This is a genomic window from Kosakonia sp. SMBL-WEM22 (assembly GCF_014490785.1).
GTDB lineage: Bacteria > Pseudomonadota > Gammaproteobacteria > Enterobacterales > Enterobacteriaceae > Kosakonia.
Genome location: NZ_CP051489.1, coordinates 80520 through 106533, shown reverse-complemented (window position 1 = coordinate 106533; position 26014 = coordinate 80520). Strand labels below are relative to the sequence as shown.

General features: G+C 55.8%; 18 protein-coding genes and 2 pseudogenes. 18 read left to right on the top strand and 2 right to left on the bottom strand.

Going from position 1 to position 26014, the window contains the following annotated elements; genetic code table 11:
• Positions 1–105 precede the first annotated feature (105 nt).
• The 15 genes from HF650_RS24720 (at position 106) to HF650_RS24650 (ending at position 20450) form a co-directional block, all read left to right on the top strand.
• Positions 106–474, top strand: a complete 369-nt coding sequence (locus HF650_RS24720) for a hypothetical protein (RefSeq protein ID WP_187802834.1) — start codon at positions 106–108, stop codon at positions 472–474.
• Complete coding sequence (locus HF650_RS24715) at positions 471–698, top strand: hypothetical protein (protein WP_223284351.1); 228 nt, start codon at positions 471–473, stop codon at positions 696–698. The genes HF650_RS24720 and HF650_RS24715 overlap by 4 nt, the downstream gene beginning before the upstream one ends.
• A complete protein-coding gene (gene trbB / locus HF650_RS24710; RefSeq protein ID WP_187802833.1) occupies positions 688–1287 on the top strand; it encodes an F-type conjugal transfer protein TrbB in 600 nt (199 codons plus the stop codon). The genes HF650_RS24715 and trbB overlap by 11 nt, the downstream gene beginning before the upstream one ends.
• 142 nt (positions 1288–1429) lie before the next feature.
• On the top strand, positions 1430–1810 hold the full coding sequence (locus tag HF650_RS24705) for a hypothetical protein (RefSeq protein ID WP_187802832.1): 381 nt from the start codon (positions 1430–1432) through the stop codon (positions 1808–1810).
• Positions 1803–3167 (top strand): conjugal transfer pilus assembly protein TraH, encoded by a 1365-nt coding sequence (gene traH / locus HF650_RS24700; protein ID WP_054804355.1) that lies wholly within the window; start codon positions 1803–1805, stop codon positions 3165–3167. The genes HF650_RS24705 and traH overlap by 8 nt, the downstream gene beginning before the upstream one ends.
• Positions 3167–6517, top strand: coding sequence for a conjugal transfer mating-pair stabilization protein TraG (traG, locus tag HF650_RS24695; RefSeq protein WP_187802831.1), 3351 nt, complete (start codon positions 3167–3169; stop codon positions 6515–6517). The genes traH and traG overlap by 1 nt, the downstream gene beginning before the upstream one ends.
• 5 nt (positions 6518–6522) lie before the next feature.
• Positions 6523–7224, top strand: coding sequence for a hypothetical protein (locus HF650_RS24690; RefSeq protein WP_187802830.1), 702 nt, complete (start codon positions 6523–6525; stop codon positions 7222–7224).
• A 122-nt stretch (positions 7225–7346) separates the two neighbouring features.
• A complete protein-coding gene (gene traT / locus HF650_RS24685) occupies positions 7347–8078 on the top strand; it encodes a complement resistance protein TraT (RefSeq protein ID WP_187802829.1) in 732 nt (243 codons plus the stop codon).
• Positions 8079–8212: 134 nt separating this feature from the next.
• The gene (locus HF650_RS24680; protein ID WP_187802828.1) at positions 8213–8563 is read left to right on the top strand and encodes a hypothetical protein; all 351 of its coding nucleotides are present in this window, start codon (positions 8213–8215) and stop codon (positions 8561–8563) included.
• A gap of 146 nt (positions 8564–8709) precedes the next feature.
• Complete coding sequence (locus HF650_RS24675) at positions 8710–9018, top strand: hypothetical protein (protein ID WP_187802827.1); 309 nt, start codon at positions 8710–8712, stop codon at positions 9016–9018.
• Between the two features lie 105 nt (positions 9019–9123).
• Entirely contained in the window at positions 9124–11634 is a 2511-nt protein-coding gene (gene traD / locus HF650_RS24670; protein WP_187802826.1) for a type IV conjugative transfer system coupling protein TraD, read from the top strand.
• Complete coding sequence (gene mobF, locus HF650_RS24665) at positions 11631–17156, top strand: MobF family relaxase (RefSeq protein ID WP_187802825.1); 5526 nt, start codon at positions 11631–11633, stop codon at positions 17154–17156. The genes traD and mobF overlap by 4 nt, the downstream gene beginning before the upstream one ends.
• 14 nt (positions 17157–17170) lie before the next feature.
• Positions 17171–17953: a thioredoxin domain-containing protein gene (locus tag HF650_RS24660; protein ID WP_187802824.1), complete on the top strand. Its 783-nt coding sequence runs from the start codon at positions 17171–17173 to the stop codon at positions 17951–17953.
• Between the two features lie 240 nt (positions 17954–18193).
• On the top strand, positions 18194–19738 hold the full coding sequence (locus tag HF650_RS24655; RefSeq protein WP_187802823.1) for a methyl-accepting chemotaxis protein: 1545 nt from the start codon (positions 18194–18196) through the stop codon (positions 19736–19738).
• 469 nt (positions 19739–20207) lie between these two features.
• Positions 20208–20450: a biofilm development regulator YmgB/AriR family protein gene (locus HF650_RS24650; RefSeq protein ID WP_187802822.1), complete on the top strand. Its 243-nt coding sequence runs from the start codon at positions 20208–20210 to the stop codon at positions 20448–20450.
• Positions 20451–20506: 56 nt separating this feature from the next.
• Here HF650_RS24650 and HF650_RS24645 read toward each other — a convergent pair whose 3' ends face one another.
• The gene (locus HF650_RS24645) at positions 20507–20794 is read right to left on the bottom strand and encodes a hypothetical protein (RefSeq protein ID WP_187802821.1); all 288 of its coding nucleotides are present in this window, start codon (positions 20792–20794) and stop codon (positions 20507–20509) included.
• 507 nt (positions 20795–21301) lie between these two features.
• On the opposite strand from HF650_RS24645, the pseudogene HF650_RS24640 reads away from it, so the two are divergent.
• A pseudogene (locus HF650_RS24640) lies at positions 21302–22761 on the top strand (GGDEF domain-containing phosphodiesterase).
• Positions 22762–23181: 420 nt separating this feature from the next.
• Complete coding sequence (locus HF650_RS24635; protein ID WP_187802820.1) at positions 23182–23334, top strand: hypothetical protein; 153 nt, start codon at positions 23182–23184, stop codon at positions 23332–23334.
• Between the two features lie 784 nt (positions 23335–24118).
• Here the strand turns inward: HF650_RS24635 and iraP are convergent.
• A complete protein-coding gene (gene iraP, locus HF650_RS24630) occupies positions 24119–24466 on the bottom strand; it encodes an anti-adapter protein IraP (RefSeq protein WP_187802819.1) in 348 nt (115 codons plus the stop codon).
• Between the two features lie 369 nt (positions 24467–24835).
• Between iraP and HF650_RS24625 the strand changes: the two are divergent.
• Positions 24836–25927, top strand: a pseudogene (locus HF650_RS24625) (IS3 family transposase).
• Positions 25928–26014: the final 87 nt, after the last annotated feature.

Sequence of the window (26014 nt, the reverse complement as noted above, 5' to 3'; positions counted from 1 at the left end):
TCAGCTTTCAGCTGACACCGCTCTGCATGCACTGAGTGCCGGTCGGTGTGCTGTCTGTTTCTCCTGTTCAACACTCATTTCGTTACCTGCTAAACGAGGCATTTCATGAAACTTCCTCAATGGTTTTCCTGGATACTGGAAAACTCGCTCCTGTTTTTCTTCTTTTTGCCTTCCGGACTGATGTTCAGTATCTGGCTGTCTGAATACGTTTCATATGCACTGACCGATACCGCCACTCTCTGGCAGGTGCGTGATGCCTACGCTGAGATGTGCCCTGTCAGCCATTCGGGATGCCTTGCTCCCGAAGTGGTTGTGCCCGTCACCGTGTCAGAAAATATCAGTGCCGTCCTCATTACAGTGAAAGAACAGCGCCTGTGGGTACCGTTATGCGTCATTGAAGCACTGCTGCTTGCCGGCGGCCTCATTCATCTTCTGATGGCAAAGAAGAATAAAAAAACGGCAGAGGTGAAATGATGAAAGCCCTGTCCCTGTCTGAGATTGTCGTCATTTTCTTTGCCGGCATCATGTTCAAGTGCCTCAGCGATATCACCGGGGCATACCCCTGGCTTACCCAGTTAATGTGCCTGTGGGGAGGCTATCTCCTGATGGCGCTCTCCGCGCTGCTTCTGGCCTGTAACCGGTGGTGGTACTGGCGACACCGCCATGACGTTATCCCGGAGGTGCAGGATGAAAAGTAATGCCCTGACCGCGCTTTTACTGCTGTTTCCCCTGCTGGCCAGCGCCGGTGCGCGGGATGAAATTGCTGCCCTCGATGCGGCAAAAATCACACAGCAGCAACCCGCGACGGAGACGCCGGTAAAACCGGCCGACCCGCAGAGCCTGATGCAGCTGCCTGACGGCCGCCGCGTCAACATGACGGATTACGCCGTGGTCGTCTTCATGCAGGCACACTGTCAGTACAGCGCGAAGTTTGATCCTGACCTGAAGAGCTGGGCCGACCAGCACAACATCCGGGTGTATCCCTACACGCTCGATGGCGGTGGCGATGCCTCGTTTCCGGTGCCGCTCATTCCGCGCAAAAGCGATCCGGTTCTGCCCCTGGCGGACGAAATCATGACGTTCTTTGGCAACGGGCTGCCCATAGCCACGCCGACCGCGTTCATGGTCAACGTCCACACCCTGCGGGCCTACCCCCTGACGCAGGGTGTGATGGATATCGGCACGCTGGAGAGCCGCTACGCCAGCCTGATTCAGGCTGATATGGACCAGATTGATCCACAGTCACTTCCCCCGCTGCCGGCAAATGCGCAGGTAACACCTCAGTAATACACACGGAAAACAGAATGACCACAACACCGTATGCTTCACCGCGTACCGGTTGCGCATGCCTGCAGGACAGCAGGGCGTTTCCGGTCGACGATCCACTCGATGCCCGATTTACGGATGCTCAGCTGAAGGAGTGCGCGTAATGAACAGCCTCAGAACAGGGTTAATTGCTGTTATGAAGATCATGATGAGCGACGAGCCGGGAAAAGCCGCCACAGAGAAAGCCTTCTGGCAACTGCTGAGTGCGGCGATTTTTCTGCTTGTCGTGCATGTCGTTTACCTGCGATGCACCGGCCTCACACTGGAAACGCTGATGTCACTGCGCCCGGATGTGACGCGCGGCGAGCAGTTTACGCTTTCCATCCTCATTCACTACCCGGACTACATGGTGCTGTCGTTTCTGGTCGGGGTTCTGGTGCTGCTCTGCCTCAGCGTCCTGGTGATGGTGGCCAGAGAGTTCGCCGGCGTGCTTCACCGCCGTCTCACACGTCAGCCCGCTGTGCAGGAGAATATCCATGATTAAGCCTCTCCTGACGGCAGCAGCCGTCTTCCTGACCGGCATGGTCATCACACCCGCACAGGCTGACGTGAACGGCGATCTCAACGGCTTCTTTGGCAGCCTCGGCTACAGCGGCAACGTCACCCAGGCGCAGGCGTGGCAGGGGCAGGCCGCCGGGTACTTCACCGGCGGGTCGGTTTATCTGCGTAACCCGGTCAAAAACGTCCAGCTAATCTCGATGCAGGTGCCCTCCCTGAACGCCGGCTGCGGCGGTATCGATGCCTATCTCGGCTCCTTCTCCATGATCAGCGGGGAAGAAATTCAGCGCTTCGTGAAGCAAATCATGAGCAACGCCCAGGGCTACGCCTTCGATCTCGCGCTGCAGACGATGGTGCCGGAGCTGAAGCAGGCGAAGGACTTCCTGCAGAAGCTGGCCAACGACGTCAACTCCATGAACATGAGTTCGTGTCAGGCTGCGCAGGGCATCATCGGCGGTCTGTGGCCGGTCACCCAGGTCTCTCAGCAGAAAATCTGTCAGGACATCGCCGGCGAAAGCAACATGTTCGCGGACTGGGCAGCCTCCCGTCAGGGATGCACTGTAGGCGGCAAGAGTGACAGTGTGACAAGCCGTGCCAGCGACAAGGACAAGGATCAGGTCCTGAAAAACAAAAACCTTATCTGGGATGCGCTCAGCCGCAACCGGCTTTTTGACAACAACCGCCAGCTGAAAGAACTGGTCATGAGCGCTGTCGGCTCCATCATCTTCAACAAGGAAGGGCAGGTGACCATCCTGACGCCGCTGGTTGATAACCGCGATCTGGTTAAGGTGTTGATGCGGGGCGGCACCGCGAAGGTGTATGGCTGCGACGAAGAGTCGGTATGCCTGACGCCGGTGGTGGTGAGCATCAACGTTCAGGAGCAGAACGGGCTGGTCACGCTGGTGAAAAACCTGATGCTCTCAATGCAGTCGAAACTGGTCAATGACACCCCGCTGTCGGATCAGGAAAAGGGGTTCGTGAACACCACCTCCGTGCCGGTGCTGAAGTATCTCACCAACGCCCAGAGTATGGGGCAGAGCGCGACGTACCTGCTGCAGGTCAGTGACTTCATTGCCCAGGACCTGATGATTCAGTACCTCCAGGAGCTGGTCAAGCAGGCCTCGCTCTCGATGGCCGGGAAAAACTGGCCGGAAGAAGCGGCCTCAAAACTGCGCGACAACGTCCTCCATGCTCAGGGACTGCTGGCTGACATGAAACTCCAGTCAGCAGCTGACCAGAATGCGCTGGACGGCATCGACCGCAACATGCAGTACCTGCAGCAGCAGGTCTCAACCATCGTTTCCGGCTCATACCAGAGCAACTACAAGTGGGGGAACCCCTGATGCTTGAAATCTATACCATCTACGGTGGCGGGATGTGGAAGTCTGCGTTTGACGCGGTCGTCGGCATCCTCGGCACCGGGACGTGGAGCACCCTGCTGCGTATCGCAGGCACTTTCTCGGTGCTCGGCGTACTGGCAACGTTTACCAAAAGCCGTAACCCGATGGTGTTCGTGCAGTGGCTGGCGATATTCATGCTGATCACCTCTGTGCTGCTTGTGCCGAAACGCTCGGTTCAGATTATTGATATCACCGATCCGGCGGCCGTGTGGGTGACGGATAATGTGCCGGTGGGGCTGGCCGGCATTGCCTCGGTGACAACCGGGATCGGGTATCGCCTTGCGCAGCTTTACGACTATATGATGGCGCGCCCGGACTCGGTGACCTACACCAAAACCGGCATGCTGTTCGGGTCCGGTATCGTGGCGGAAAGCAGTGACATCCAGACGCAGAACCCGGAGCTGGCGCAGATGCTGCCTGACTACGTGGAAAACTGTGTCATCGGCGATATTTTGCTGAACCACAAATACACCGTGAACCAGCTGCTGAACACCACTGACCCGCTGGGGCTTATCACCAGTAACCCCAGCCCGCTGCGGGGGATTTTCAAAACAACGTCGACGAACCGCGAGTTTCTGACCTGTCAGCAGGCCGCCTCGCAGATCCAGACGCTCGCAGGCCAGGACAGTCAGCTGACCAGCCCGACCTTCTCCATGCTCACGCAACGCATCTTCGGAAACCGGATGAACGGGGCGGTGATGCTGGCCAACGCGATGAATGAAAGTTACGGCTTCTTCTACGCCGGCGGGATGAGTGCGGCGCAGATCATGAAAAACAACGTGACCAACTCTGCCATCCGTCAGGGCATCCGCGGCTTTGCGGCCCGCTCATCGGACACCGCGAACCTGCTGAATCTGGCCACCGAAAGTGCGGCCACGAAGCAGCGCCTCAGCTGGGCGGCAGGGAGTACACTGGCCACGCGGCAGTTACCGTTCCTGCAGTCGCTCATGATGCTGATCCTGGTCTGCCTGTTCCCGCTGGTCATCGCGCTGGCGGCGGCAAACCACAGTCTCTTCGGGCTGAACACCCTGAAGCTGTATATCGGCGGGTTTCTGTACTTCCAGATGTGGCCGGTGATGTTCGCCATCCTCAATTACGCCGCGACATTCTGGCTGCAGACAAAAACAGGGGGAACCCCCCTGGTGCTGTCCAACCGGGATGCGGTCGCGCTCCAGCATTCCGATGTCGCCAACCTTGCCGGGTACTGCGCGATGTCGATTCCGGTGCTGTCGTTTTTCCTGACCAAAGGGGCGGCGGCAATGGGATCGCAGCTGGCAGGCAGCGTGATGAGCTCGATGGCGTTTGGCTCTGCCGGCGTGGCCTCCACTACCGCAGACGGCAACTGGTCGTTCAATAACATGTCGATGGACAACCTGAACCAGAACAAGATGGACACCAATATGGTGCAGCGTCAGGGACAGCAGACCTGGCAGGCAGATAACGGCTCAAGTCACACCCTGACGTCCAGTGGACAGAATGTGATCGACGGCTCCGGTGCCATGTCCAACCTGCCGGTGAACATGCGTCTCAGCCAGCTGGCCAGCTCCGGCTTCCAGGAGCAGGCGCGCATGTCACAGGTGCAGGCGCAGACGGCGCTCGACGGCTACAACCACAGCGTCACCAGTGGCTGGTCACAGCTGGAGCAGGTGACTAAGCAGTCGGGCAGCACGGAAAATATCAGCAATGGCAGTGAGAACAGCCAGGCCGTGAATGCTTCTCGCGGAGCGAACATGATGATGTCTGCAGCGGAGAACTATGCTAAAGCCAAAAATATCTCTACCCAGCAGGCGTATAACGAGCTGATGGATATCAGTAACCAAGGTTCACTTTCCGCAGGCGTTAAAGCTACAGCAAGTGGAGGCGTTAACCTTGCTGTAGTGAAATTTGGCGCAGAGGGGCATCTCGGCGCAGATTTGCGTCATTCTACTGGTAGTTCTAGAGGCATACAGGATAGTGGTATGTCATCAAACGAACATCGTCATGATGAAAACAGCCAAGCTGTACGTGACTTTAAACAAGGCATGGATATGGTGTCCAGCAGCCGCGTTAACGAGTCTGCGATCCATTCCGAAAATGCTGGCACCAGTAACGTTCAGCAGCTTGCTGCCACGCTTAACGATGCGCAAAGCCAGTACCATCAGTTCACGACCAGTTCGACGAACAGCAACGAATTCAGCCGCATGGCCACACTTGCTCAGAACGAGAGTGCATCGCTTGATACCAACTATACGCAGGAGTTCGTGGACTGGGCATCCAACCGCTATGGAGACAAGGCGCAGTCCATGCTGACCAGCGCCCCGACTGCGCGAGAGGCCGCGATGGAATTTGTTAACGAACGCCTCAAGCCTGAAATTATGGGCGACTATGGACAGGGGCGCAGCGATCTGCAGAGCGGCAATGAGCACGCCGCTTTCAGCGGAGAGCACATCGTCCGCACCGCCGGTGAACCGCAGCCGCTTAATGCCGCAATGTCTTCGCACGGTGGACAGTCTGAAGGCGGTACCTACAGCCCTGCATCCTCCGGCAATCAGCACTTTGCCAGCGAGAGCGGTAATCATACTGTCAGCGGTGGTAATCATGCGGCAGGCAGCGAAACGGGTGGCAGCCAGACCTATCGCAATGAAAGTGGCAGTGCTCCGTTAACCACCGGGTCGCAAACGGCAGGTTCTGAAATCAGCGGTTACGGGAATACTGAGCATCGCAGTGTGTCAGGTGTTACCACTCCGGGCAGCCATGCACGTGCTAATGGACCTGACGAGCCGGTTACGAACAGTCCTTCAGGCAGATTCAGTGAGTCCGGCAGCATGGAAACCCATCGTGCGGGTGGAAATAATATACAACACCATCATACTGAGCAGACGGGGCACAGCCACTCAGCGCCTCAGACCCCGGTAAATAATGTGGGCGGTTCAGGGCAGCAGGTGCGTGGCGGCAAGGTTCCAGGTGAGGATATGCAGACAGCATTCCAGCAAAACCAGTCACGACTTCAGGAGCAGGCAGGACAGGGCTTTGCGCCACAGGAAGAGATGCATCAGCGCGTGGCAGCACAAAGATCTGCCAACGAGCAAAATATCAACAGATCTTCTGTGGAAATAGGCAAAAAACAATCCACTGTTCAGGCATCCAGTGATATGCTTAAGGATGAATCTAATAACGCTCAAGGAAAATTCAATCTCGAGCGTAAAGAGAAAGAATATGATCAGTCGAGTAATTTCAATCCGTTTAACGAGTTAGACCCTGGCAAGCTCAAAGATGAAATTGACGATATGAAGAAGAATGGGATCAAGAGGTGACTATTATGAATCGAACAATAAATAATATTTATTGCTTTATGCCGATGGTAATATTTTTAGGTTACGCTGGCGTTATGAGTCTACGCTTCGGCTTATCATTCTTATATATGTCACTTATATTGAATTCTCTTGCTTTTTTGATATATCTCGCGATTTACTTCTCTCTTAAGAAAAGTAAATTAATGTGCTCAACCTCCTTGGTAACGTATATTTCGTTGGCATTGTTAGCTTGTTTGGGGGGGCTGGCCGCAACTGTAGGTGAAGATCGTGAAACAGCTTTAATCTGTGGGATCGCAATTCACTCTGTTTTGGCGTTTGTATTTGTATTTGTTTGTAGTGCCAAGATATCCAAAAACCAATACTTTTTTGATAAAGATTCAGGCAAGTACTTTAAAGTCAAAGATGGACGCTTTCATGAGCTTACAAACGAGCAAGTGCAGAGCATCCCAAATCTTGGCCTGATTGCAACAGAGTCATATAAAGGACATTTTGCATCTGTAGGCATGTCTAATGACTTAAGTTCAAATGAAATCAATGCTCATGTTTATACTGGTTCGATTAGTGGTACAGATAATTATATAAACCCTTCATCGGGCCTTCCCATGCAAGGTGGCATGTCGGGGTTGGATGTTGCAGGCAATAGCTGGGGAACTAATTTTAATGACCCGACGAATCATCAACCTTATGATTCGACTCGTGGATACTAGACGAAGTAAAAGTTTATCCCGTTACACGTAATCGTCGCCCTCAAATTCATCCTTTTCTCACTAAGCGCTAACCACTGCCCAGGTGGTTAGCGTTTCTTTTATAAAACACTTCAGGAATAAATATGAAACTGAATAAATTTGCAGTTTGCGGTATCGCTTTGTCTGTTTTTGCCCTCAGCGGCTGCGGTGCCATGAGCACAGCAGTTAAAAAGCGCAATCTGGACGTCAGAACACAAATGAGTGAAACCATCTGGCTTGAGCCTGCCTCTGAAAGAACGGTATATATTCAGGTGCGAAATACGTCGGACAAAGATATGTCGGGGCTGCAGACAAAAATTGCCTCAGAACTCACCGCAAAAGGGTATCAGGTGTCAGCCTCTCCGGACGCCGCGTATTTCTGGGTACAGGCAAACGTACTCAAGGCCGAAAAAATGGATTTACGCCAGTCGCAGGGCTTCCTCAGTTCCGGTTATGAAGGGGCAGTGACGGGCGCTGCACTGGGTGCGGGCATTACGGGCTATAACACCGGCTCCGCTGGCGCAACACTCGGCGCGGGTCTGGCGGCAGGCCTTGTCGGTATGGCGGCTGATGCGCTGGTCGAGGACGTCAACTACACGATGGTGACCGATCTGCAAATCTCCGAGCGCAGTAAAGCTGTCGTGACCACAGACAATGTGGCGGCGCTGAAACAGGGCTCATCCGGTGTGAAGCTGCAGACCAGCACAGAGCAGGGCAACCGGGCGAAATACCAGACCCGCGTGGTCTCGAACGCCAACAAGGTTAACCTCAAGTTTGACGAGGCAAAACCGGTGCTCGAGGCGCAGCTGGCCAGGTCCATCGCCGGCATTATGTAACCCCGCATTCTTCTCCGGGCCTCCTGCCCGATTTCACTGTTAACAACGCCTTTCCGGTTCCGCTTACCTGTCGCGCGCAGCGCCGTCGGGTGCATTGCTGTATCCGGAAGGGCGCAACATGATGAGGTGCAATAGTGTCTGTATATATCCCGTATCGCAGACCGGGTGGCTCTGAAGACCTGCTGGCGCTGATTGCGCTGGAAAGCGATCTGGTTCATGCCCTGGCCATTATCCGCCAGTCCGGAAGCGTTGAAGAGTATGAGCGGCTGGCGCTTGCGCAGTGGTGGGCCGGGTACGTTATGACCCTGGAGGGCCTGGACGCCAGTTTGTGGGACTCTGAAGCCTGCGCGGATGTGGCGTTGTCTGTCAGACGCCTGGCCACTGAAATGGATGAACAGGCGTGGCGGACCGGCATCAGGGACGCGACGTATGAACTTAAACAGCAGGAGGAGGACCGGCATTATCGTTCAGTCTCATCGCCATAACCCCTTTCTGCATGTCTTTCAGCCCGGCGCGTATGTGCCTTTCTCACCCTCAGTGGATATTTCGCTTCCTCACCGGACAAACGGCTGCGCCGGTGTCCGGATTGCGGCGAGCGCTGCGGGTTTAACGTCAAAGGACTGTTTCCATCATGAATTCTGAAAACAATCGGCATGACCTGCCCGGATTATGGTCGCTTATCCATCTTGAAAGTGAGCTGCTGATGACAGCCACCTGTCTGAACGTGTTCGGTTCGCTTCCGGATGAGAAGGACAAAACCCACATTGCGTACTGGGCCGGCTACGTATTCACCCTCTATGGTCTGGAACCCCGGGCGGGACATTCACCCGGTTATACAGAGTTGGCCGCCGCTGTCCGTTCTGCGGCAGTGAGCATTAACGAACAGGACTGGGAGGACGGATGTCATCAGGCAGGGTATGAGCTGAGCCAGCTGGCATAGAACGACCTCCCCCGCAGTACCAGGTTAATCACACCTGCTTCAACTTTTCTTCCCTGATAACGCACATCACCACACCGGTGATGCGATAACGGCCGGACAAAATCTATGAGCTTTAAAGGAAAAAACCTCACACAGGGCGGGCAGATGACCGCCTACCGCTGGCGCATGTTTCTGCAGGTGAACAACTGGATTGGCTACTGGGTATTCCTGTTGTTTGGTGCCATCACGGCATGCCTGTTCTTCTGGCTGACGCCCCAGGAAATGCTGGATAACGGCAGCTGGTACTGGTTTGCACGGGTTAACGAAAGTTTCATCGACCTGATGCCGGCCGGTCAGGGGAAGTTTTATGAGATTCATTACTTCCACGCGCCGACCAGCACCACCCTGACGCTCAAAATGACCCTGCAGCAGATGCTGAAAGACCCGTACATGCAGTTCATGGGTGACAGGCTGGCGGGGCATCTGCAGACCGCCGCAGCGATAGCGGGTGTGATCAGCATGGCGGTCTTCGCCGGCGTCGCCTGGTACATCGCGCGGATTGGTAAACAGGAGAGCGAGGACGAATACCTCTCCGGCATGAAACTCACCGAGTTCGCACCGGAGGTCAATGCCCTGCTGCGTAAAAATGGCGAGCTGTCAGATTTGCGGGTCGGCGACCTGCACCTGGTTAAAAACGCCGAAGTGATGAATTTCCTCATACACGGCACCATCGGGGTGGGCAAGTCCACCGCAATCCGCTGGCTGCTGGATATCATCCGCCGGCGCGGCGATCGCGCCATCATTTACGATTCCGGCTGTACCTTCATCGAGACCCACTACAACCCGGACAGGGATTTCATCCTCAACCCGCATGATGAGCGCTGCGCCAACTGGCAGCTGTGGGAAGAGTGCGTGGATGTTATCGACTTTGAAAACTTTGCAACCAGCCTTATCCCCGTGGAAGGTGAGTCCGATCCGTTCTGGGTCTCCAGTTCCCGGACGATTGCCTCAGACCTTGCCATCCGCATGTCAGCAGACCCTGAGCGCAGTATCGAGAAATTCCTCAAAACACTGCTGTCACTGAGCATGAAAAGCCTGCGCGAGTATCTGGCCAACACGCCGGCGGCGAACCTGGTCGAAGAGAAAATCGAGAAAACGGCCATTTCCATCCGCTCGGTCGTCACCAACTACGCCAAGGCGCTGCGGTTTCTCCAGGGGCTGGATGACGGCACCCGGCCTTCATTCACTATCCGTAACTGGATGACCAGCGAGCAGTACAGTGACAGCTGGCTGTTTATCTCCACCCAGGCCCGTCACCGCAAAAGCGTGCGCCCGCTGATTTCGATGTGGATGTCGATGGCCACCCTCTACCTGCAGAGCATGGGGGAGAACGCCGACCGCCGGGTGTGGTTCATCATGGATGAAGCGCCAAGCCTTCAGCGCATCCCGCAGTTTGAGGAGACCCTGGCGGAAGGGCGTAAGTTTGGTGGCTGTTTTGTCATCGGTATCCAGAACATGCCGCAGCTTATCAACTCGTATGGCCGGGAAGTGGCCAAAGCGATTTTTGACCTGCTCAACACGCGCATGTATGGCCGCTCACCGAGTGCTGAGGTGGCGAAAATGGTCGAGGAAGAGCTGGGGAATCAGCGACGCCGCGAGGCACGCGAGCAGAACTCCTACGGCCTCGATCAGGTGCGTGACGGGATATCCCTGGGCAAGGACAAGGTCAGCCAGCCCATCGTTGATTATGAAGACGTCATGCAGCTGCGTAACCTGAAGTTTTATGTGCGGTTGCCGGGCGAATACCCGGTGGTGAAGCTGGCGCTGAAGTACCGCAACATCAAAAAAATAAACACCGCATTGCAGGAGCGCAATATCCGTGACGCCCTCAGCCCCGAGCTGGAAAAGGTCATCAGGGAGAACGAGCGCGATGCGGCCCTGGCCGGCCTGGTATTCCCGACCGGGGAAGAGCACCTGGAAAAAGCAGCGGCACAACCAGATGCACAGCCGTCAGGTCAGCCGGTCAGTCCGGCTCCTGCTGCCACGCCATCGCAGCGGGCACAGCCAGCCCGTAAAGAAGCCGTGCAGCCTCCGGCCCCTGAGCCTGTTGAGTCTGTGCCGGCACCGGCACCCCGCATTACTGCGCCTGAACCACACCGTGACAACGCTGAGACGCAGCGTGGCGTTATGAGTGTGCCGCCGGCACCCGTTTCTGAAACTCCCGTTCCCGTCCGGGTCGCTGCCAGACCCACGCCTGAACCTTTGCCGGGCAATGCGCTCAGTGTGCTCGCGCGCGCAACCGGCAGGGAACGTGATGCCGGGACACCGCCTGGTGGCGCACTTGACCTGCTTAACCGGGCACGTCGTAAACCTGCAGCAACGGACGGGGATCCCGAGGAAAGCGGCGGTGAGGCACAGGAACTCAGAATGCAGGTCACGCAGCTGGAAAACGGTGGGCTGGAGCTGAAGACCGCCGGCCAGCCCGGAACCGCGTCCGGACACCACAACGAAGACGGGAATACCCGCCAGCGGATGGAGCGCGAGGAGGAATACATCCTCGTTAACCGCCATCCCGAAGACCCCGGCTTTGATGAAGCCGATTTTGAACGCGATTATGACGGAGAACCCGAACGATGATGTCACCCGCACCCATCGTGTCTGCCGGTGATGCGGCAGGCTACTACAGCAATAAAGACAACTACTATTTCCTCGGGCAGCTGGAGAGCGAGTGGCTGGGTGAGGGGGCCAGTGCGCTGGGGCTGGAGGGGCCGGTGCGCAGCGACCAGCTGACGGCCGTGCTCGAGGGCCGCCTGCCTGACGGCTCACGGCTCGGTAAGGAGGTCAACGGTATCCACTCCCATCGCCCCGGTCATGACCTGACGTTTTCGGCCCCGAAAAGTGTCTCCATCCTCGCCCTGGTGGGCGGGGACAAAGAAATGCTTGAAGCCCATCAGCATGCCGTCCGGGTGGCGGCAGGCTACGTTGAAAAACTGATCTCCGCGCGCGAAACCGTGGACGGCAAAACCTCCATCATCCCCACCGGGAAAATGGTGGCCGCGCTCTACACACACGACACGTCCCGTAACCTCGATCCGCAGCTGCACACACACATGCTGGTTGCCAACATGACGGAGCTGAACGGCAAATGGAAGGCGCTGGCCACGGACTACATCCACAACGCCGGTTTTATCGAGACGGTGATGAAAATGCAGGTCACGCTGGGTAAACTTTACCGCACCGCCCTGCGTGATCGCGTGGAAACCCTGGGGCATGAAATTGAGGAAGTCGGGCCACACGGGATGTGGGAAATTAAGGCCGTGCCGGAAGCGGTCCGGGAAGAGTATTCCTCGCGCGGCCGGGAAGTGCGCGGTGCCGTCGGTGCCGAGGCCACGCTGAAAAGCCTCGATATCGCCGCCAAGAACACCCGTAAAGCCAAAGTTGATCCCTCCCGTCTTCGCCTGATGGAGCGCTGGCAGACCCAGATGAAAGAGAAGGGCTGGGATATGAAAGCCTACCAGGACAGCGTGGTGCCGCGCGATGCGTCGGACGCCGGGGCGGTGGCCATCCCTGCAGCGCACCGGCAACCCGTTCGTGACACCACGCAACCGGACGCAACCAAAGCGCCGTCGCCCGCAGAACAGCCTGCCCGTGATGAGCAGGTGACACGCAGTTACGGGCAGCGCGACGCGGAACAACCGGCGCGGTCTGCAGAAGGGCGTGACCCGGCTGAGCCTGTGCCTGCACGCAGTATTCCGGAGCGCAGCGCACCGGCGAGCGCAGAGCGGGGCGGGAACGTGAAAACGGCAGATTCGCAGCAGCCCGACGTCCGTCAGGAGGTGACGGATGCCGTGCGCATGGCGGTCTCCCAGCTGAGCGACAGCAAAACCCGGTTTACCTGGGGTGAACTGCTGCTGAGCACCACCGAATTCAGCGACAAAATACCCGACGTCAAAGAAATCAAACTGGCACTGGATGAGGCGCTGAAGGACGGGCTGATTGTACCGCTTGATGCGGAGAAAGGAGTATTCACTTCCCGCCATCACCTCCTCGATGAGCTCTCCATTCAGGCGCTGGGAAAGGAGCACCTCAGCGAAACGCACGTTGTCAGCTTCACCCGTCCGGCACAGTACGCGCCGCCCGCCCTTGAGCCTGTTGAGAAGGATGCCCTGGTACTGATGAATGCCCCGAAGGGCGTGGCTGGCATCCGTGAACTGACGGAGCAGCTGGCCGGTATTTCTGCCGCGCATGGCCGCGAAGTGAAGGTGCTGGCCAGCTCGGCTGAACGTGCCATTTCACTGGCAAAATCAGACGTACTGCGGGAACACATCACCGGGCGCCAGCAGCTGCTGAAGGGGGAACTGAGCCTGCGGCCACAGAGCACGCTCATTATTGAGGGTGCAGAGCGTCTGGGGCTGAAGGAAACGCTGATCCTGCTGGGTGAGGCGCGGGAAAAAGACGCCCAGCTGGTCTTTCTCGACAGCGCGGGCCGCCAGGCAAACGGGAATGCCATGTCAGTGCTGGAATCTGCCGGTGTGAGGCGCAGCCGCCGCACGGAGCCGTCGCCGGGTCTTGAGGCGGAGGTGGTCAGCATTGCTGACAAGCGCGATCGGTACAGTGCGCTGGCCACCCGCTTTGCGGAGCTGAATCCCGGCACGGAGCCGGTGACGGCGGTGGTGATTGGGCAGCGCGAGCAGAAGCATCTGACCGGACTTATCCGCGATGCCCTGCAGAACGCGGGACAGCTTGAGCGTGACGGTGTCACCATTGAGGCCCGCACACCGGTGTGGCTGGACAGCAAAACCCGCCGCATGACCGGGTCTTACCGTGCCGGTCAGGTACTGGAGGACCGCACGGAGCGTGAAGCCCGGCACTTCATCATCGACAGGGTGCATGAGGAGACACGGATGCTGTCGCTTATCGACAGCGACGGGGTACTGGTCAGACAGAAAATCAGCGATCTGACTGCCGACTGGCGACTCTTCAACAGCGAGCAGCTGCACGTTGCCGGCGGCGACAAACTGATTGCGCTGGCCGCCGACCGCAGCGCAGGCCTGAAGGCAAAAGACAGGCTGACCGTGACCGGCATCAGCCCGGAGGGCATCGGGGTCATGCGGGACGGAAAGGCCGTCACGCTACCGGCAGACAGGCCGCTGTATGTGACCCACGGCTACGTGGCCGGGCCGGGCAACCGTGACAACGACACCGGCGTGGTGCTGGCCGCTCTCAATTCGCGTGATATCTCTGCCCAGACCATGAACTCACTGGCGCAGTCCGGGAGCCGCGCCGAGATATTTACGGCCGAGACGCAGGACCGGGCGGAGGCACGGCTGCAGCGAATGCGTGTCGACAATTCGCCGGTGCAGCTTGTCACGAAACTCAGCGGTGAGGCCGACATCAGCAGCGCCGTCAGGACACTTCAGGCCGGTGTGCTGAGTGACGCCGCGCTGGCGGTCCGGCGTGCCATTGCCGATCAACAGTCAGTCACCCTCAACGAGCTGAAACTGGCCGAGGCCGCGACGGCGTTTCATCCGGGTCTTACGGCGGTGACGCGTGAAATCAATGCGATGATCAAAAACGGTGGCCTTATCCGCGTCCCGAACAAAACAGAGCCCCTGCTGGTTGCCCGCGCGACCTGGGAGATGGAGAAAACCATCATCAGCGCCATTGTTGCGGGCAAGGACACCCAGGCACCCCTGATGGAGCAGGTGGATAATACCCTGCCCGACGGCCTGACGCAGGGACAGAAGGCGGCGGCGCAGCTGGTCCTCAACAGCCGGGACCAGTTTACCGGTATACAGGGGTATGCCGGGGTGGGGAAAACCACCCAGGTGCGTGCGGTGAAAAGCGCACTCGACACCCTGCCGGCATCCGCTCGTCCCGCGCTGCATGGCCTTGCACCCACGCACCAGGCGGTGAAGGAGCTGCGGGCGGTGGGGATCGAGGCGCAGACGGTCAAATCCTTCCTCGTCGAGTATGACCAGATGAAGGCCGCCGGCGAAAAGCCCGACTTCAGCAACCGCGTGTTCCTTATTGATGAATCCTCGATGCTGGGCAACCAGGACACTGCCGCCGCGTATCTGGCCATTCAGGCCGGCGGGGGGCGGGGCGTGTCGATGGGGGACATCGATCAGTTTGAATCCCCGGAATCAGGGGCACCGTTCAGGCTGGTTCAGGAGCGCAGCCCGATGGATGTGGCCATCATGAAACAGATTGTCCGCCAGAAGGAAGTCAACCTGCGTGACGCGGTACATGACGTCATTGATAACCGCATCGATGCCGCGCTTGAGCGGCTGAAGCATCAGCCTGCGGATCTCGTTGCCCGTCAGGAACCGGACTGGCAGCCCCCCGCTGAGGGACTGGCGGAGTCAGACAACCCGGTCAGTGACCTGGTGGCTGACTGGCTCAGCCGCACGCCGAAGGCACGGGACGAAACGCTCATTATTGCCCAGCTGAACGACGATCGCGCAGCCATTAACCGGGAGATTTTTGACGCACTGGACGCGCGTGAGGAACTGGGCGAGAAAAAAATCAGCGTGCCGGTTCTGGAAAAAATTAAGCATACCCGGCACGAGTTCAACAAGCTGGCAGCCTGGGAAGCGGGGATGGTGCTGAAGCGCGGCGACACCTATCAGGATGTGGTGGCCGTCGATTATAACGGCTCGCTTGTTACCGTCCGGAACGAGAATGACCGGATCGCGATGGTTTCACCCCGCGAGCTGCTCACCGGCGACGTGGAGCTGTTTAAACGCAGCGAGAAAATACTCGCAGCGGGTGCCGTGGTGCGCTTCACCGTCACCGACCGTAACCGGGGTCAGGCTGCCAACCAGAAATTTACCGTTGAGAAGGTGACCGACAGCGGGGACATCGTGCTGCAGGGCGCGGACGGCAGGAAAACCATCAATCCCGTGCAGGTCAGAGCCGAACAGCATCTGGATTATGCCTGGGCCATCACAGGCTATGGCGCACAGGGTGCCAGTGAGGGGTCGGTACTGGCGCTGGAAGGGACGGAGGGAAGCCGCCAGGCGATGGCCCACAAACGTGCCTTTTACATTTCGTTATCGCGTGCAAAACACCATGTGCAGGTCTACACGGACGGGACGGAAAAGTGGGTCAAAAGCATCAAACGTACCGAGTACGATCTCAAGACGGCGCACGATGCCCTCAGCCCGCAGACTGAGCGAAAACAGGCGAAGGTCATCTGGGCGATGGGACAGCCTGTCGGAAAAACCGCGACAGGGCGCGCGTGGTCGCGGCATGAGGCGATGGGAGAGCATAACCTCACCGCGAGAGTGATCCCGGCCACCCGGCGTTTCCCGGACCCGTCCCTGGCGCTGCCCCTGTATGACAACAATGGTCGCAGCGCCGGACTGGCGCTCGTCTCACTGGTAGCAAGTGACACCGGTCGCCTGATGCGGGGTGACGTGCGTATGGTGGCCACCGAGGGCGCGACCGGGGCAGTCATGCAGCGCAGCCGCAGCGGGAACACCCATGTGGTACGCACGGCTGACGAGGCGTTTAAGGCGGTCAGGGAGCATCCGGAAGACGGCGTGGTGTGGCAGACCGGCGACGAGAAGCCTTCACCGTGGATGCTGAAAGTCAGCCAGGGCGCAGCCCTGTCGGAAGAGGCTGCCCGTGCACAGACGATCAGGCTTTCTGAGTCAGAGGCCGTGACGCTGCCGGCAATCGCCCCCGTGCGTGACGATGAACCTGTTCCTGCCCGTGCTATTGAGCAGGCCATTCAGGCGCTGCGGGGAAGCGATGAATATGCGATTGCAGAGGCACAGCGTCAGCAGGAGATGCAGGCGTATGAGGAGTACCAGAGCCGGATTGTGCTGCCTGAAGAAGAGCGTGTCGCGGATATCCGTCTCAGTTTGAAAGACGACGCCACACAGGCGCGCCAGCCCGCACCTGACGGGAAGGACATTGCGCGCATTGCCGGCGAGGAGCGGGAACTTCAGGCGGATAAAGCGCGTACCGGCCCGCTGCCGGCACTGTCGCAGGATAAAGCCACCGGCGAGCGTGCCGTTGCCGGGCAGGTGGCCCGGGAGCTTGCTGAGCACCAGCGTGACATGCCGCTGCCGCGCGATATGCCGGAGCGCGGACGCGAGATAGAGCATCAGGAACACGCCCCCCCACGTACCATTCAGAAAGAACGTTAATCAGGAGAGCACTCGTGAAAGCAAGAAAGACAACACTGTCATTAGTTACAACAATCATATTATCTGTTTTCACCCCACTCCATGCGGCATCTGCGCCAGCTTTCACGCCAGAGCAGGAAGCCCGCATCGGGGAAATAGCCGCCGATTATCTGCTGGCACACCCGGACGTCCTGGTGCAGGTCAGCCAGAAGCTGCAGCAACAACAGCATGCGCGTGAGCAGCTGGCCATGAGCCTGAATATCATGGATAACCAGGCGGCACTGCTCAGGGATGCTGACACGCCGGTGACCGGCCCGGCCGGCGCGAAGGTCGCCGTGATTGAGTTCTTTGACTATCAGTGTGTGTTCTGCAGCAGACTGGCGCCGGGCATGGAGCAGGTAATGAAAGCCCGCCCTGACGTGCGTTACATCTTCAAGGAATGGCCGATATTTGCACCGAAGTGGAAGACGTCGTCCCTGGCGGCGCAGTACGGTATCGGGGTCTGGAAAGCGAAAGGCGCAGCAGGCTACCTGACCTACCATAACGGGATATATCACACCGGGCACATCGAGGGTGACCTGACGACAGAGGATGTTAAGGCAGCGGCTCACGCCGCCGGCGTGGATGCTCTGAACGTCGTGGACCACGCCCCTGTTCTGGAAAAAAACGATGCGCTCGCGCAGGCGCTGGGGCTCACGGGTACGCCTGGACTGATTGTGATGCCGGTGGAGAATGCCTCGCCTGACACCATCACCGTCTTTGCCGGGCTGGCGTCACCGGAGCAGATTCTGGTCGCGATCGATAAAGCACAGCGCTGACGCGCCCGGTCCCGCCGGGCTTGTCCGGCCCGGCAAAAGCAGGATGACACCCTGTCTGTTCAGGGGGATCTAATTCCGGGGACACCGTTATACCTGAGCTGGCAGCCTGCAACAGGACTCTTGTGGGAAACGGGATAGTTAAATTTCTGTTTTACTTAAATTATAATGCAGAGGTACTTAATATTTGTTCTCTGTTGCCGATAACGTTCAGTTATCTCCTACGTGTAACAGAGAACTTATATGAAAATATCAACGCGCCTTGCTTTGGGGTTTGGCATCCTCATCCTGCTTTTTATCCTCTGTACAGGTATTGCCCTTAACGCGCTGTGGCAGGCGCGCGACGGGATGAATGATACCGTGAACAGCAAAATGGCGCGGTTTGCACTCGTGCTGGATATGCGCAGTACTGCAAAAGATATGGCAATTGCCGTCCGTAATCTGGCGCTGCTGAATGACCCGAAAGAAATGCAGCCCGAGTGGCAGAAACTGATGTTGCAGAAGAGGAATTATATACAAAAACGCCAGGAGCTGGTCAGAAGCATGTCGCACAGTGTATCCGCTCATGGAAAAGCAGCGCTGACAAAAGTCCTGACGTCGGAAGATGCGGCCATGCAGACCCTGATTGCCGCCGGCAATATGGGACTTGAGAACCGCCAGCATGAAGCTACTGTCTACCTGATGGACACGGCCAGCCCTGCCCAGCTCAAGCTTCTGGATGCGCTGAATGCGCTTACGGCTGTTGAGATGCAGTTAAGCCGGGACACTGTGGCTGAAAACAGCACATCAACAGAGAAAACAGCAGGCATTCTGCTTATTCTGGCAGCACTTTCAATTGTGATATCTGTGATCACAGGTTGGCTGCTGATCCGTACTCTGATGCGTCAGCTGGGTGGTGAGCCCGTTCAGGCACAGATACTTGCCGCGGCTATTGCATCGGGGGATCTGACAACGTCGGTACCCTTGCGAGGTAATGACACTACCAGCCTTCTGGCATCACTTAACGGTATGCAGACGAATCTGCGTGGTCTGGTGTCTGAGATTAAGACTACTGCCGTCTCCGTGGCTCTTGCTGTGGATGAGATTTCTCAGGGAAATACGGAACTTTCTTCCCGTACTGAGCAGCAGGCTGCGGCCCTGCAGGAAACCGCAGCCAGCATGGAACAACTCACTGCAACAGTCAAAAGTAACACTGCAGGTGCCCAGCAGACTGCAGGATCAGCACGTGAAGCGGCAAACCTTGCACGTACCAGTGAGGCTGACATACAGAGAATGTCTGAGACCATGAACGGTATTTCCCTGAGTGCCTCGAAGGTACAGGACATCACCTCCGTTATCGAAAGCATCGCTTTCCAGACCAATATTCTGGCTCTGAATGCTGCGGTTGAGGCTGCGCGGGCTGGCGAGGAAGGCCGGGGTTTTGCTGTGGTCGCAGGTGAAGTAAGAACACTGGCGCAGCGTAGCGCCAACGCCGCACGGGACATAAAGGAGCTTATTGAGCAGGCTGTTAAGCAGGTTGAAAACGGAGTGGAGGTGGCAGCCGTTACCGGCCAGCGTATTCTGAATATTGTGAGCAGGGTAGGGCGGCTGGCGGAAGACATGGATAATATTGCCCTGGCTTCTTCTGAGCAGATGCAGGGTATTTCTCAGGTCAGCATTGCCGTTAACCAGATGGATGGTGTCACCCAGAATAATGCCGCTCTGGTTGAAGAATCCTCCTCTGCCTCCCTGTCATTGTCTGAGCAGGCACATGGCCTGCGCGCCATGGTGGAAACCTTCCGCATCTGATGAGGGTATGCTGAAAAATGTTGCCGCCAGATTCTTCCGGCGGCATTGTGGCTGTTTTATACCATTAACGGCTTAAACGGGAATACAGTAATTCAGTTCTGGTCCACACTTACACATTCCGGTCCCTTTATTTAAGGAAAGCCATTGACTGGAAATCATCAGCATCACTACGGGAGTGGATGTTGAAACGTAAACCCCCTTCTTCATTACTGTGCGAGAAGCGACACCAGAGCTGTGAAAACTTATCCGGACAAAGCAGTTTAACCAAAAGCAGAACAGCAGCGAATGAACTGTATGAAAGTTGTACAGTCACTGGCTGAAATATATCTTTGCTACTTATTGCGCATTATGGTGTTCCCGGCTACATTGCTGGAGCTTTATATTAGTTCAAAGCATTCTGAAAAATTTGAAGCTGCATGTTGCAGTCAGCCCGCTGTCAAGGATTACGGCACCCTTTAGCGAGTTTATAATGGCTAATTCTAATGCCCCTTCTCCCTCCGTATCAACAGATAACCAGACTGATCACACTGATGAACAACGCGTTATTGATGAAATAACACTATTATTAAAAGCTGAAAAAGATGCCATAACCAACAAAGAGATTATTCTCGCCCTTATTGGGCGTCTGGAAGCGGAAAACGATGTCGTGCAGAACGACATTTTACGGAATGCACTTGAAATGATTGTTCGTGTTACGCCGGATGATCTTTAACCCTTTCTGACAGAACAGGAAAAGCCTTCCATGTCCGAAGGCTTTTAGGATCCTGATCAGTGCAGGGTAGTGACATTATCAGAGCTTCTGCAGCTACTGCACTTCCCGGCCACTTTGTCTTTCAGGGCTGATTCTTCCCGTAAACTGCCAGACTTGGCGGCGCTTACATCAGCGATTGCCTGAATACAGGCATTCAGTTGCCCGGTGTTGAAAGCCCTCATCTGAAAATCTGCCAGTATGTTAAGAACAGAAGAGAGGGTGATGTCCTCATTCCTGTCCATTAAAAGCATTACAGCCTGTCTGATCAGTTCTCCTGCAATCTTTTCGGTCTCTCCCTGCCCCATGATTAACGCCTCCTGTACGTAATGAAGCCAACTGACTTCACGAGTGAATTCAACTTAAGATAACTCTCCGGAGAATTATGGCTCAGCCTGGTTGTTGTGACAAAAGTTTATACCTGAACAGAGCGTGTCTGGTTATGACTCTCATGATTAAATACAAACAATAAACAACGGAAACTATCACAAAAATAGATAATGCATTTCTGAAGTATTGCCGATAACCAGAAAAGTCATTACTTCATGCGGTACACATGATGCTCACGCATTTACTCAGAAAAATTCTTTCACGCAACAGGCTGGCTTCCGTTGCTTCAGTGAACCCGTTGGTGCGGGTAATGCCTGAAGCAGAATTCAGTCCCGGCGGGGGCATTCAGAAGAATACTGATGGGCACATACACTCTGTTTTTTTACCGGGTTAAACGTATGCTGAGCCTTAATTTTACGGGTCAGTTAAAACGCGTGCTTTCTCGGTCTTACTCCACCCGTGAACTCTATCTCCGGAGCCATTTTATGCTTGTCGATCTCAGAGATAATGAAGAGAAGCGGAAGGAGGCCATGGACGCACTCAGAACGTCCGATGAAAACAGGGATAAGGTGCTGGAAGATTTTGTCCGTTTTACCTGCGACTCACTGGGGATCTCCGGAAGCTTTATCTCTGTGGTTGATGAGAGCCATCAGCTTATTCGGGCTTCACGGATGCCGCGACAGGCCTGCCAAACCGTCAGGCGCTGATACGCCACATGGGGACACTGCAGGATGACGCGCAAAGCCTGCTGCGGCTGACTTTAATTGACTGCATTGATATGCCAAGGGCTTATGAACTGGCCCGCGCCCTGGGCATGGCTCCTGTTGAGGCACTGCTTCGTGATACTGGCTTACTGCTCCGTGACAGGCTGTCTTTATTACCTGCTGAAATAATCTATACGGTGGCAGTGGGCCGCTACGCGATTCTGGCGCCGGCCGGTGATCGGTTCACTGCACCGTTTGTCGCAAACACTCTGCGTGATCTCAGCGGCCACCCCAAAAATGGGGTAGCCATGAACCTGACCATCCACACCGGTGAGGTCTGTTTTGTGCCGGCATCACTGCCACCCCAGGAGATCCTGAGGCGGGCAGTCAGCGCGCTGCATGATGCCATCAGCAAGAATGTAAGTGCCCAGACGTTTGATGAACTCAGCGATGCCCGGCGTAACGGTTATTTTTCCCTGATGAATGATCTGGACGATGCATTACGGAGCAACACAGGCGGGTTGTATCTGGTGTATCAGCCCAAAGTATCACTGACCTCCGGTCAGACGGTCAGTCTGGAGGCCCTTATCCGCTGGTGCCACCCTGAAAGAGGTGAACTTTCTCCGGCAGAATTCCTGCCTGTCGCACATTTCACCAGCCTGATGCACCGCCTGACCGACTGGGTGGTGAACGAAGCCGTTCGCCAGCTGACAGTCTGGTCTGTCAGGCTACCGCTACTGCCGGTATCGGTTAACGTCAGCGTCAGCGACCTGTCCCGAAAAGACTTTGCCGCCACCCTGACAGAAAAAATGCACGGTGCCGGCCTGCCTGCACACCTGCTGGGACTGGAATGCCTGGAAAATGAAATCGTTACCGAGAATCCGGTGGCCCTTGCCAATATGGCCGTGTTGCGGGAGGTCGGATTCAGGATCCTGCTGGATGACTTTGGTGCAGGCTACAGCAATATTGGCTACCTGCGCACCATGCCTGCCGATATTATCAAACTGGATAAATCGCTGGTCGCCGGACTGATAAATGACCCGGGCAGCCGCATCATTGCCAGCAGCGTTATTCGGATGCTGAAAGATCTGGATTATATGGTGGTCGCCGAAGGCGTGGAAGATAAGCAAACCCTTGATCTGCTCAGGGAATACGGATGCGATGAGGCTCAGGGCTACTATTTCTCCCGGCCACTGACTCCGTCGGCGCTCAAAACCTGGCTTAAAGCCACGCCTCCATGAAGATAATATCTATATTCACGCCAGGCAGGAAGGGCAGGACAAAATAATTGCGGCAGATTATGTACTGGCACATCCGGAAATACTGGTGCGGTCAGTGACAGACCCGGGGGACAGGAAAGTGGCCGTGATTGAGGATTTTGATTACCCGTGTTTTCTGCCGCATGCTGGCACCGGGCATGGAACCGGTGATGAAAACCCGCCCTGACGTGCGTTACATCTTTAAGGAGTGGAAGATATGTGCAGCGAAGTGGGAGACGTCGTCCCTGGCGGCGCTGTACGGTATCGGGGTCTGGAAAGCGAAAGGTGCAACAGGCTACCTGACCTGCCATAACGAGATTTATCACTCTGGGCACATCGAGGGTGACCTGACGACAGAGGATGTTAAGGCGGCAGCTCACGCCGTCGGCGTGGATGCGCTGAATGCCGTGGACCATGCCCCTGTTCTGGAAAAAAAACGATGCGCTCGCGCAGGCGCTGGGACTCACGAGTACGCCTGGACTGATTGTGATGCCGGTGGAGAAGGCCTCACCTGACACCATCACCGTCTTTGCCGGGCTGGCGTCACCGGAGTAGATTCTGGCGGCGATCGATAAAGCACAGCACTGACGCGCCCGGATCCGCCGGGCTTGTTCAGCCCGGTGACGGCATGATAATGCTCTGTTTTTTATCCAGTTAGCGGTCATTCCTTGAGCTCACTTGTACACTATAAGCAGGAAGGCATAATGTCGGGCAGGCGTATCAGGAATATACTTTAGCGACAATTACAGCAAAGATACGACAGACTATGTGTTTTTAACCAAACAAAAAGCGCTGATACAGCAGCGCTTTCATGTAGATGATATATCAGGTGTAAAAGTCAAAAATTATAAACTTTTCAAGTCTGTATTACGGGTTTGACCGGCAGCCGATGCAGTTTTTTTGGAAGCTGTTGTGTTCTGCCGAACGGAGCACTTGCCGTGAATCCGACATACCCTGGATTTTCGCTAAGCATAAACGTAGAGACCAGGCTCGACAAGGTTTCAGCCTGCTCCTGCGGGGATTTAGAAGCCGAAAAGGCTTCTTGAGCCAGTGATGCATTTTGCTGGTTAACTTCAACCTTTCTCCGATGGCCAGGTAAACCCGCTCAATACCCTTATCTGCTCTTAACCCAATCTGCAACCTGGCAGACAGCATTGCTCACTGGTCCGCTTTTTTCACGAAGCGGACCAGTAATTAGTATTTCATACGTACTAATGGGGAGCACAAATCAAACCTCGTATTTGCACACGGTAAAATAGTTTGAAGTCAGCAAATTAACCAATAGCAGGATTGCTGTATATCAAAGGGTTTTAAAACCGCACCATTGCTGCCCTCAAATTTATTGTCCACTCAGCGATGTCACGCCAGACAGTTTATCAAGGCCTTCATGATTGATTTTATTATCCGCGGCATCGACCGCAGTCGAAATACTCAGCAGACTCTGCAGCTCACTTAATAGAGTGGTGGCATCTGATTTAAGCATTTCATCGGACTCAGCAGAGTCAATCACGGTATTGATGGCCTTGTTAGCACTTTCAATCATCTCCGTTACACCGCCCTGCCGGCTCACCGCCATAACAAGTGCGCTGATCAGCAGCGACTGTGCCTCGACGCGCGCCGTCAGTTGTTTCATGTCTGCATCAATATGAGATATTTTGGCCAGCATGCTCAGTACTACGTTTTTCATAGCTTCAGCTCCAGTTAAAGGGCTGATTCTAACTGCTCACTCAAGCCCTTCCTACCTCCATATTCTGAAAACCTTAAGCATCAGTCTTCTATTGATCACTGTCATCGGTACTCAGGAGATCTGATTCTGCAACGGGACCCTGGCGTGATGAAAATGTATAGGAATAGTTTACGCTTATCGCTCATAGCGTACTTATCAGCACCTGTGGTGGCATTCGTGCAATAACACAAAGCCGGGACAGGAAAGCGTTTCATTGCTTCAACACGCTCGTTGACCCGCTTCCCCGTTGATTAATATACCGCGATGTTAGTAATGTCTTCATAAGCCACATGAGGACATCGTCATGAAGAAGCGTTTTCCGACGAACGGATCATCAGTATACTCCGCGAGGCCGAAGCCGGTGTTTCTGCCCATGAGCTATGCCGTAAGCACGCCATTTCCGACGCCACCTTTTACCCTGGCATAATAAGTATGGCGGTATGGAGGTGCCCGAGGTTAAGCGCCTGAAGTCGCTTGAGAAAGAGAGCGCCAGGCATAAGAAGCTGCCTGCCGAAGCCATGCTGGATAAGGAGGCACTTCAGATGGCTCCGGGCGAAAGTACTGACGACAGACCAGAAGCGGGAAGTCGTGGTGTTGATATGTGATGCGACCGGTCTGTCGCAACGTCGTGCCTGCCGGCTTACAGGTTTGCCCCTGTCGACCTGCCGCTACAAGGCTCAGCGTCCGGCGGCTGATGCGCATTTATCAGGGCGCATCACTGAACTGGCACTAGAGCGCAGGAGTTTTGGTTACCGACGCATCTGGTAGTTACTGCGCCATGAAGGCCTTCATGTTAATCACAAGCGCGTGTACCGCCTTTATCATCTCAGTGGGCTGGGCGTAAAATGCAGACGGCGTCGTAAAAGCCTGGCAACGGAGCGGCTTCCGCTTCTTCGCCCGGATGCGCCGAACCTGACCTGGTCGATGGATTTTTTCATGGATGCACTGGCCAGCGGCCGTCGGGTTAAGTGCCTGACCTGTTTGGATGACTTTACTAAGGAGTGTCTGTCGATCACCGCTGCTTTCGGTATTTCAGGCGTTCAGGGCACGCGTATTCTGGACAGCATCGCGCTCTTTCGTGGTCATCCGGCGACAATAAGAACCGATCAGAACCCGGAATTTACGTGCCGAGCACTCGATTAGTGGGCCTTTGAGCATGGTGTAGAGTTGCGATTTATCCAGCCAGGTAAGCCAACGCAGAACGGATTTATTGAGAGTTTCAACGGTCGCTTTCGGGATGAATGCCTGAATGAACACTGGTTCAGCGATATTCTCCATGCTCGGAAAATCATTAATGACTGGCGGCAGGACTATAACGAGTCCAGACCTCATTCATCGATGAATTACCAGACGCTGGCTGAATTTGCAGTAAGCTGGAGAAATGGAAAATTAGAAGGTAAAGAAACCGACATTACTAACTGAGCCTTTTATCTAATGCCGGGGGCATGTCATCGGTAACCTAGCGAAAATTTGACTTAGCTAGATGGCAAACTGAATTTCATACTGGAG

Bases quoted from the DNA above. Each gene is read 5' to 3' on its own strand.
- traT (WP_187802829.1), top strand. From the start codon at position 7,347: ATGAAACTGAATAAATTTGCAGTTTGCGGTATCGCTTTGTCTGTTTTT.
- HF650_RS24650 (WP_187802822.1), top strand. From the start codon at position 20,208: ATGGCTAATTCTAATGCCCCTTCTCCCTCCGTATCAACAGATAACCAG.
- iraP (WP_187802819.1), bottom strand. From the start codon at position 24,466: ATGAAAAACGTAGTACTGAGCATGCTGGCCAAAATATCTCATATTGAT.
- mobF (WP_187802825.1), top strand. From the start codon at position 11,631: ATGATGTCACCCGCACCCATCGTGTCTGCCGGTGATGCGGCAGGCTAC.
- HF650_RS24635 (WP_187802820.1), top strand. From the start codon at position 23,182: ATGCCGTGGACCATGCCCCTGTTCTGGAAAAAAAACGATGCGCTCGCG.
- HF650_RS24720 (WP_187802834.1), top strand. From the start codon at position 106: ATGAAACTTCCTCAATGGTTTTCCTGGATACTGGAAAACTCGCTCCTG.
- trbB (WP_187802833.1), top strand. From the start codon at position 688: ATGAAAAGTAATGCCCTGACCGCGCTTTTACTGCTGTTTCCCCTGCTG.
- HF650_RS24675 (WP_187802827.1), top strand. From the start codon at position 8,710: ATGAATTCTGAAAACAATCGGCATGACCTGCCCGGATTATGGTCGCTT.
- traH (WP_054804355.1), top strand. From the start codon at position 1,803: ATGATTAAGCCTCTCCTGACGGCAGCAGCCGTCTTCCTGACCGGCATG.
- HF650_RS24715 (WP_223284351.1), top strand. From the start codon at position 471: ATGATGAAAGCCCTGTCCCTGTCTGAGATTGTCGTCATTTTCTTTGCC.
- traD (WP_187802826.1), top strand. From the start codon at position 9,124: ATGAGCTTTAAAGGAAAAAACCTCACACAGGGCGGGCAGATGACCGCC.
- HF650_RS24690 (WP_187802830.1), top strand. From the start codon at position 6,523: ATGAATCGAACAATAAATAATATTTATTGCTTTATGCCGATGGTAATA.
- traG (WP_187802831.1), top strand. From the start codon at position 3,167: ATGCTTGAAATCTATACCATCTACGGTGGCGGGATGTGGAAGTCTGCG.
- HF650_RS24655 (WP_187802823.1), top strand. From the start codon at position 18,194: ATGAAAATATCAACGCGCCTTGCTTTGGGGTTTGGCATCCTCATCCTG.
- HF650_RS24645 (WP_187802821.1), bottom strand. From the start codon at position 20,794: ATGGGGCAGGGAGAGACCGAAAAGATTGCAGGAGAACTGATCAGACAG.
- HF650_RS24705 (WP_187802832.1), top strand. From the start codon at position 1,430: ATGAACAGCCTCAGAACAGGGTTAATTGCTGTTATGAAGATCATGATG.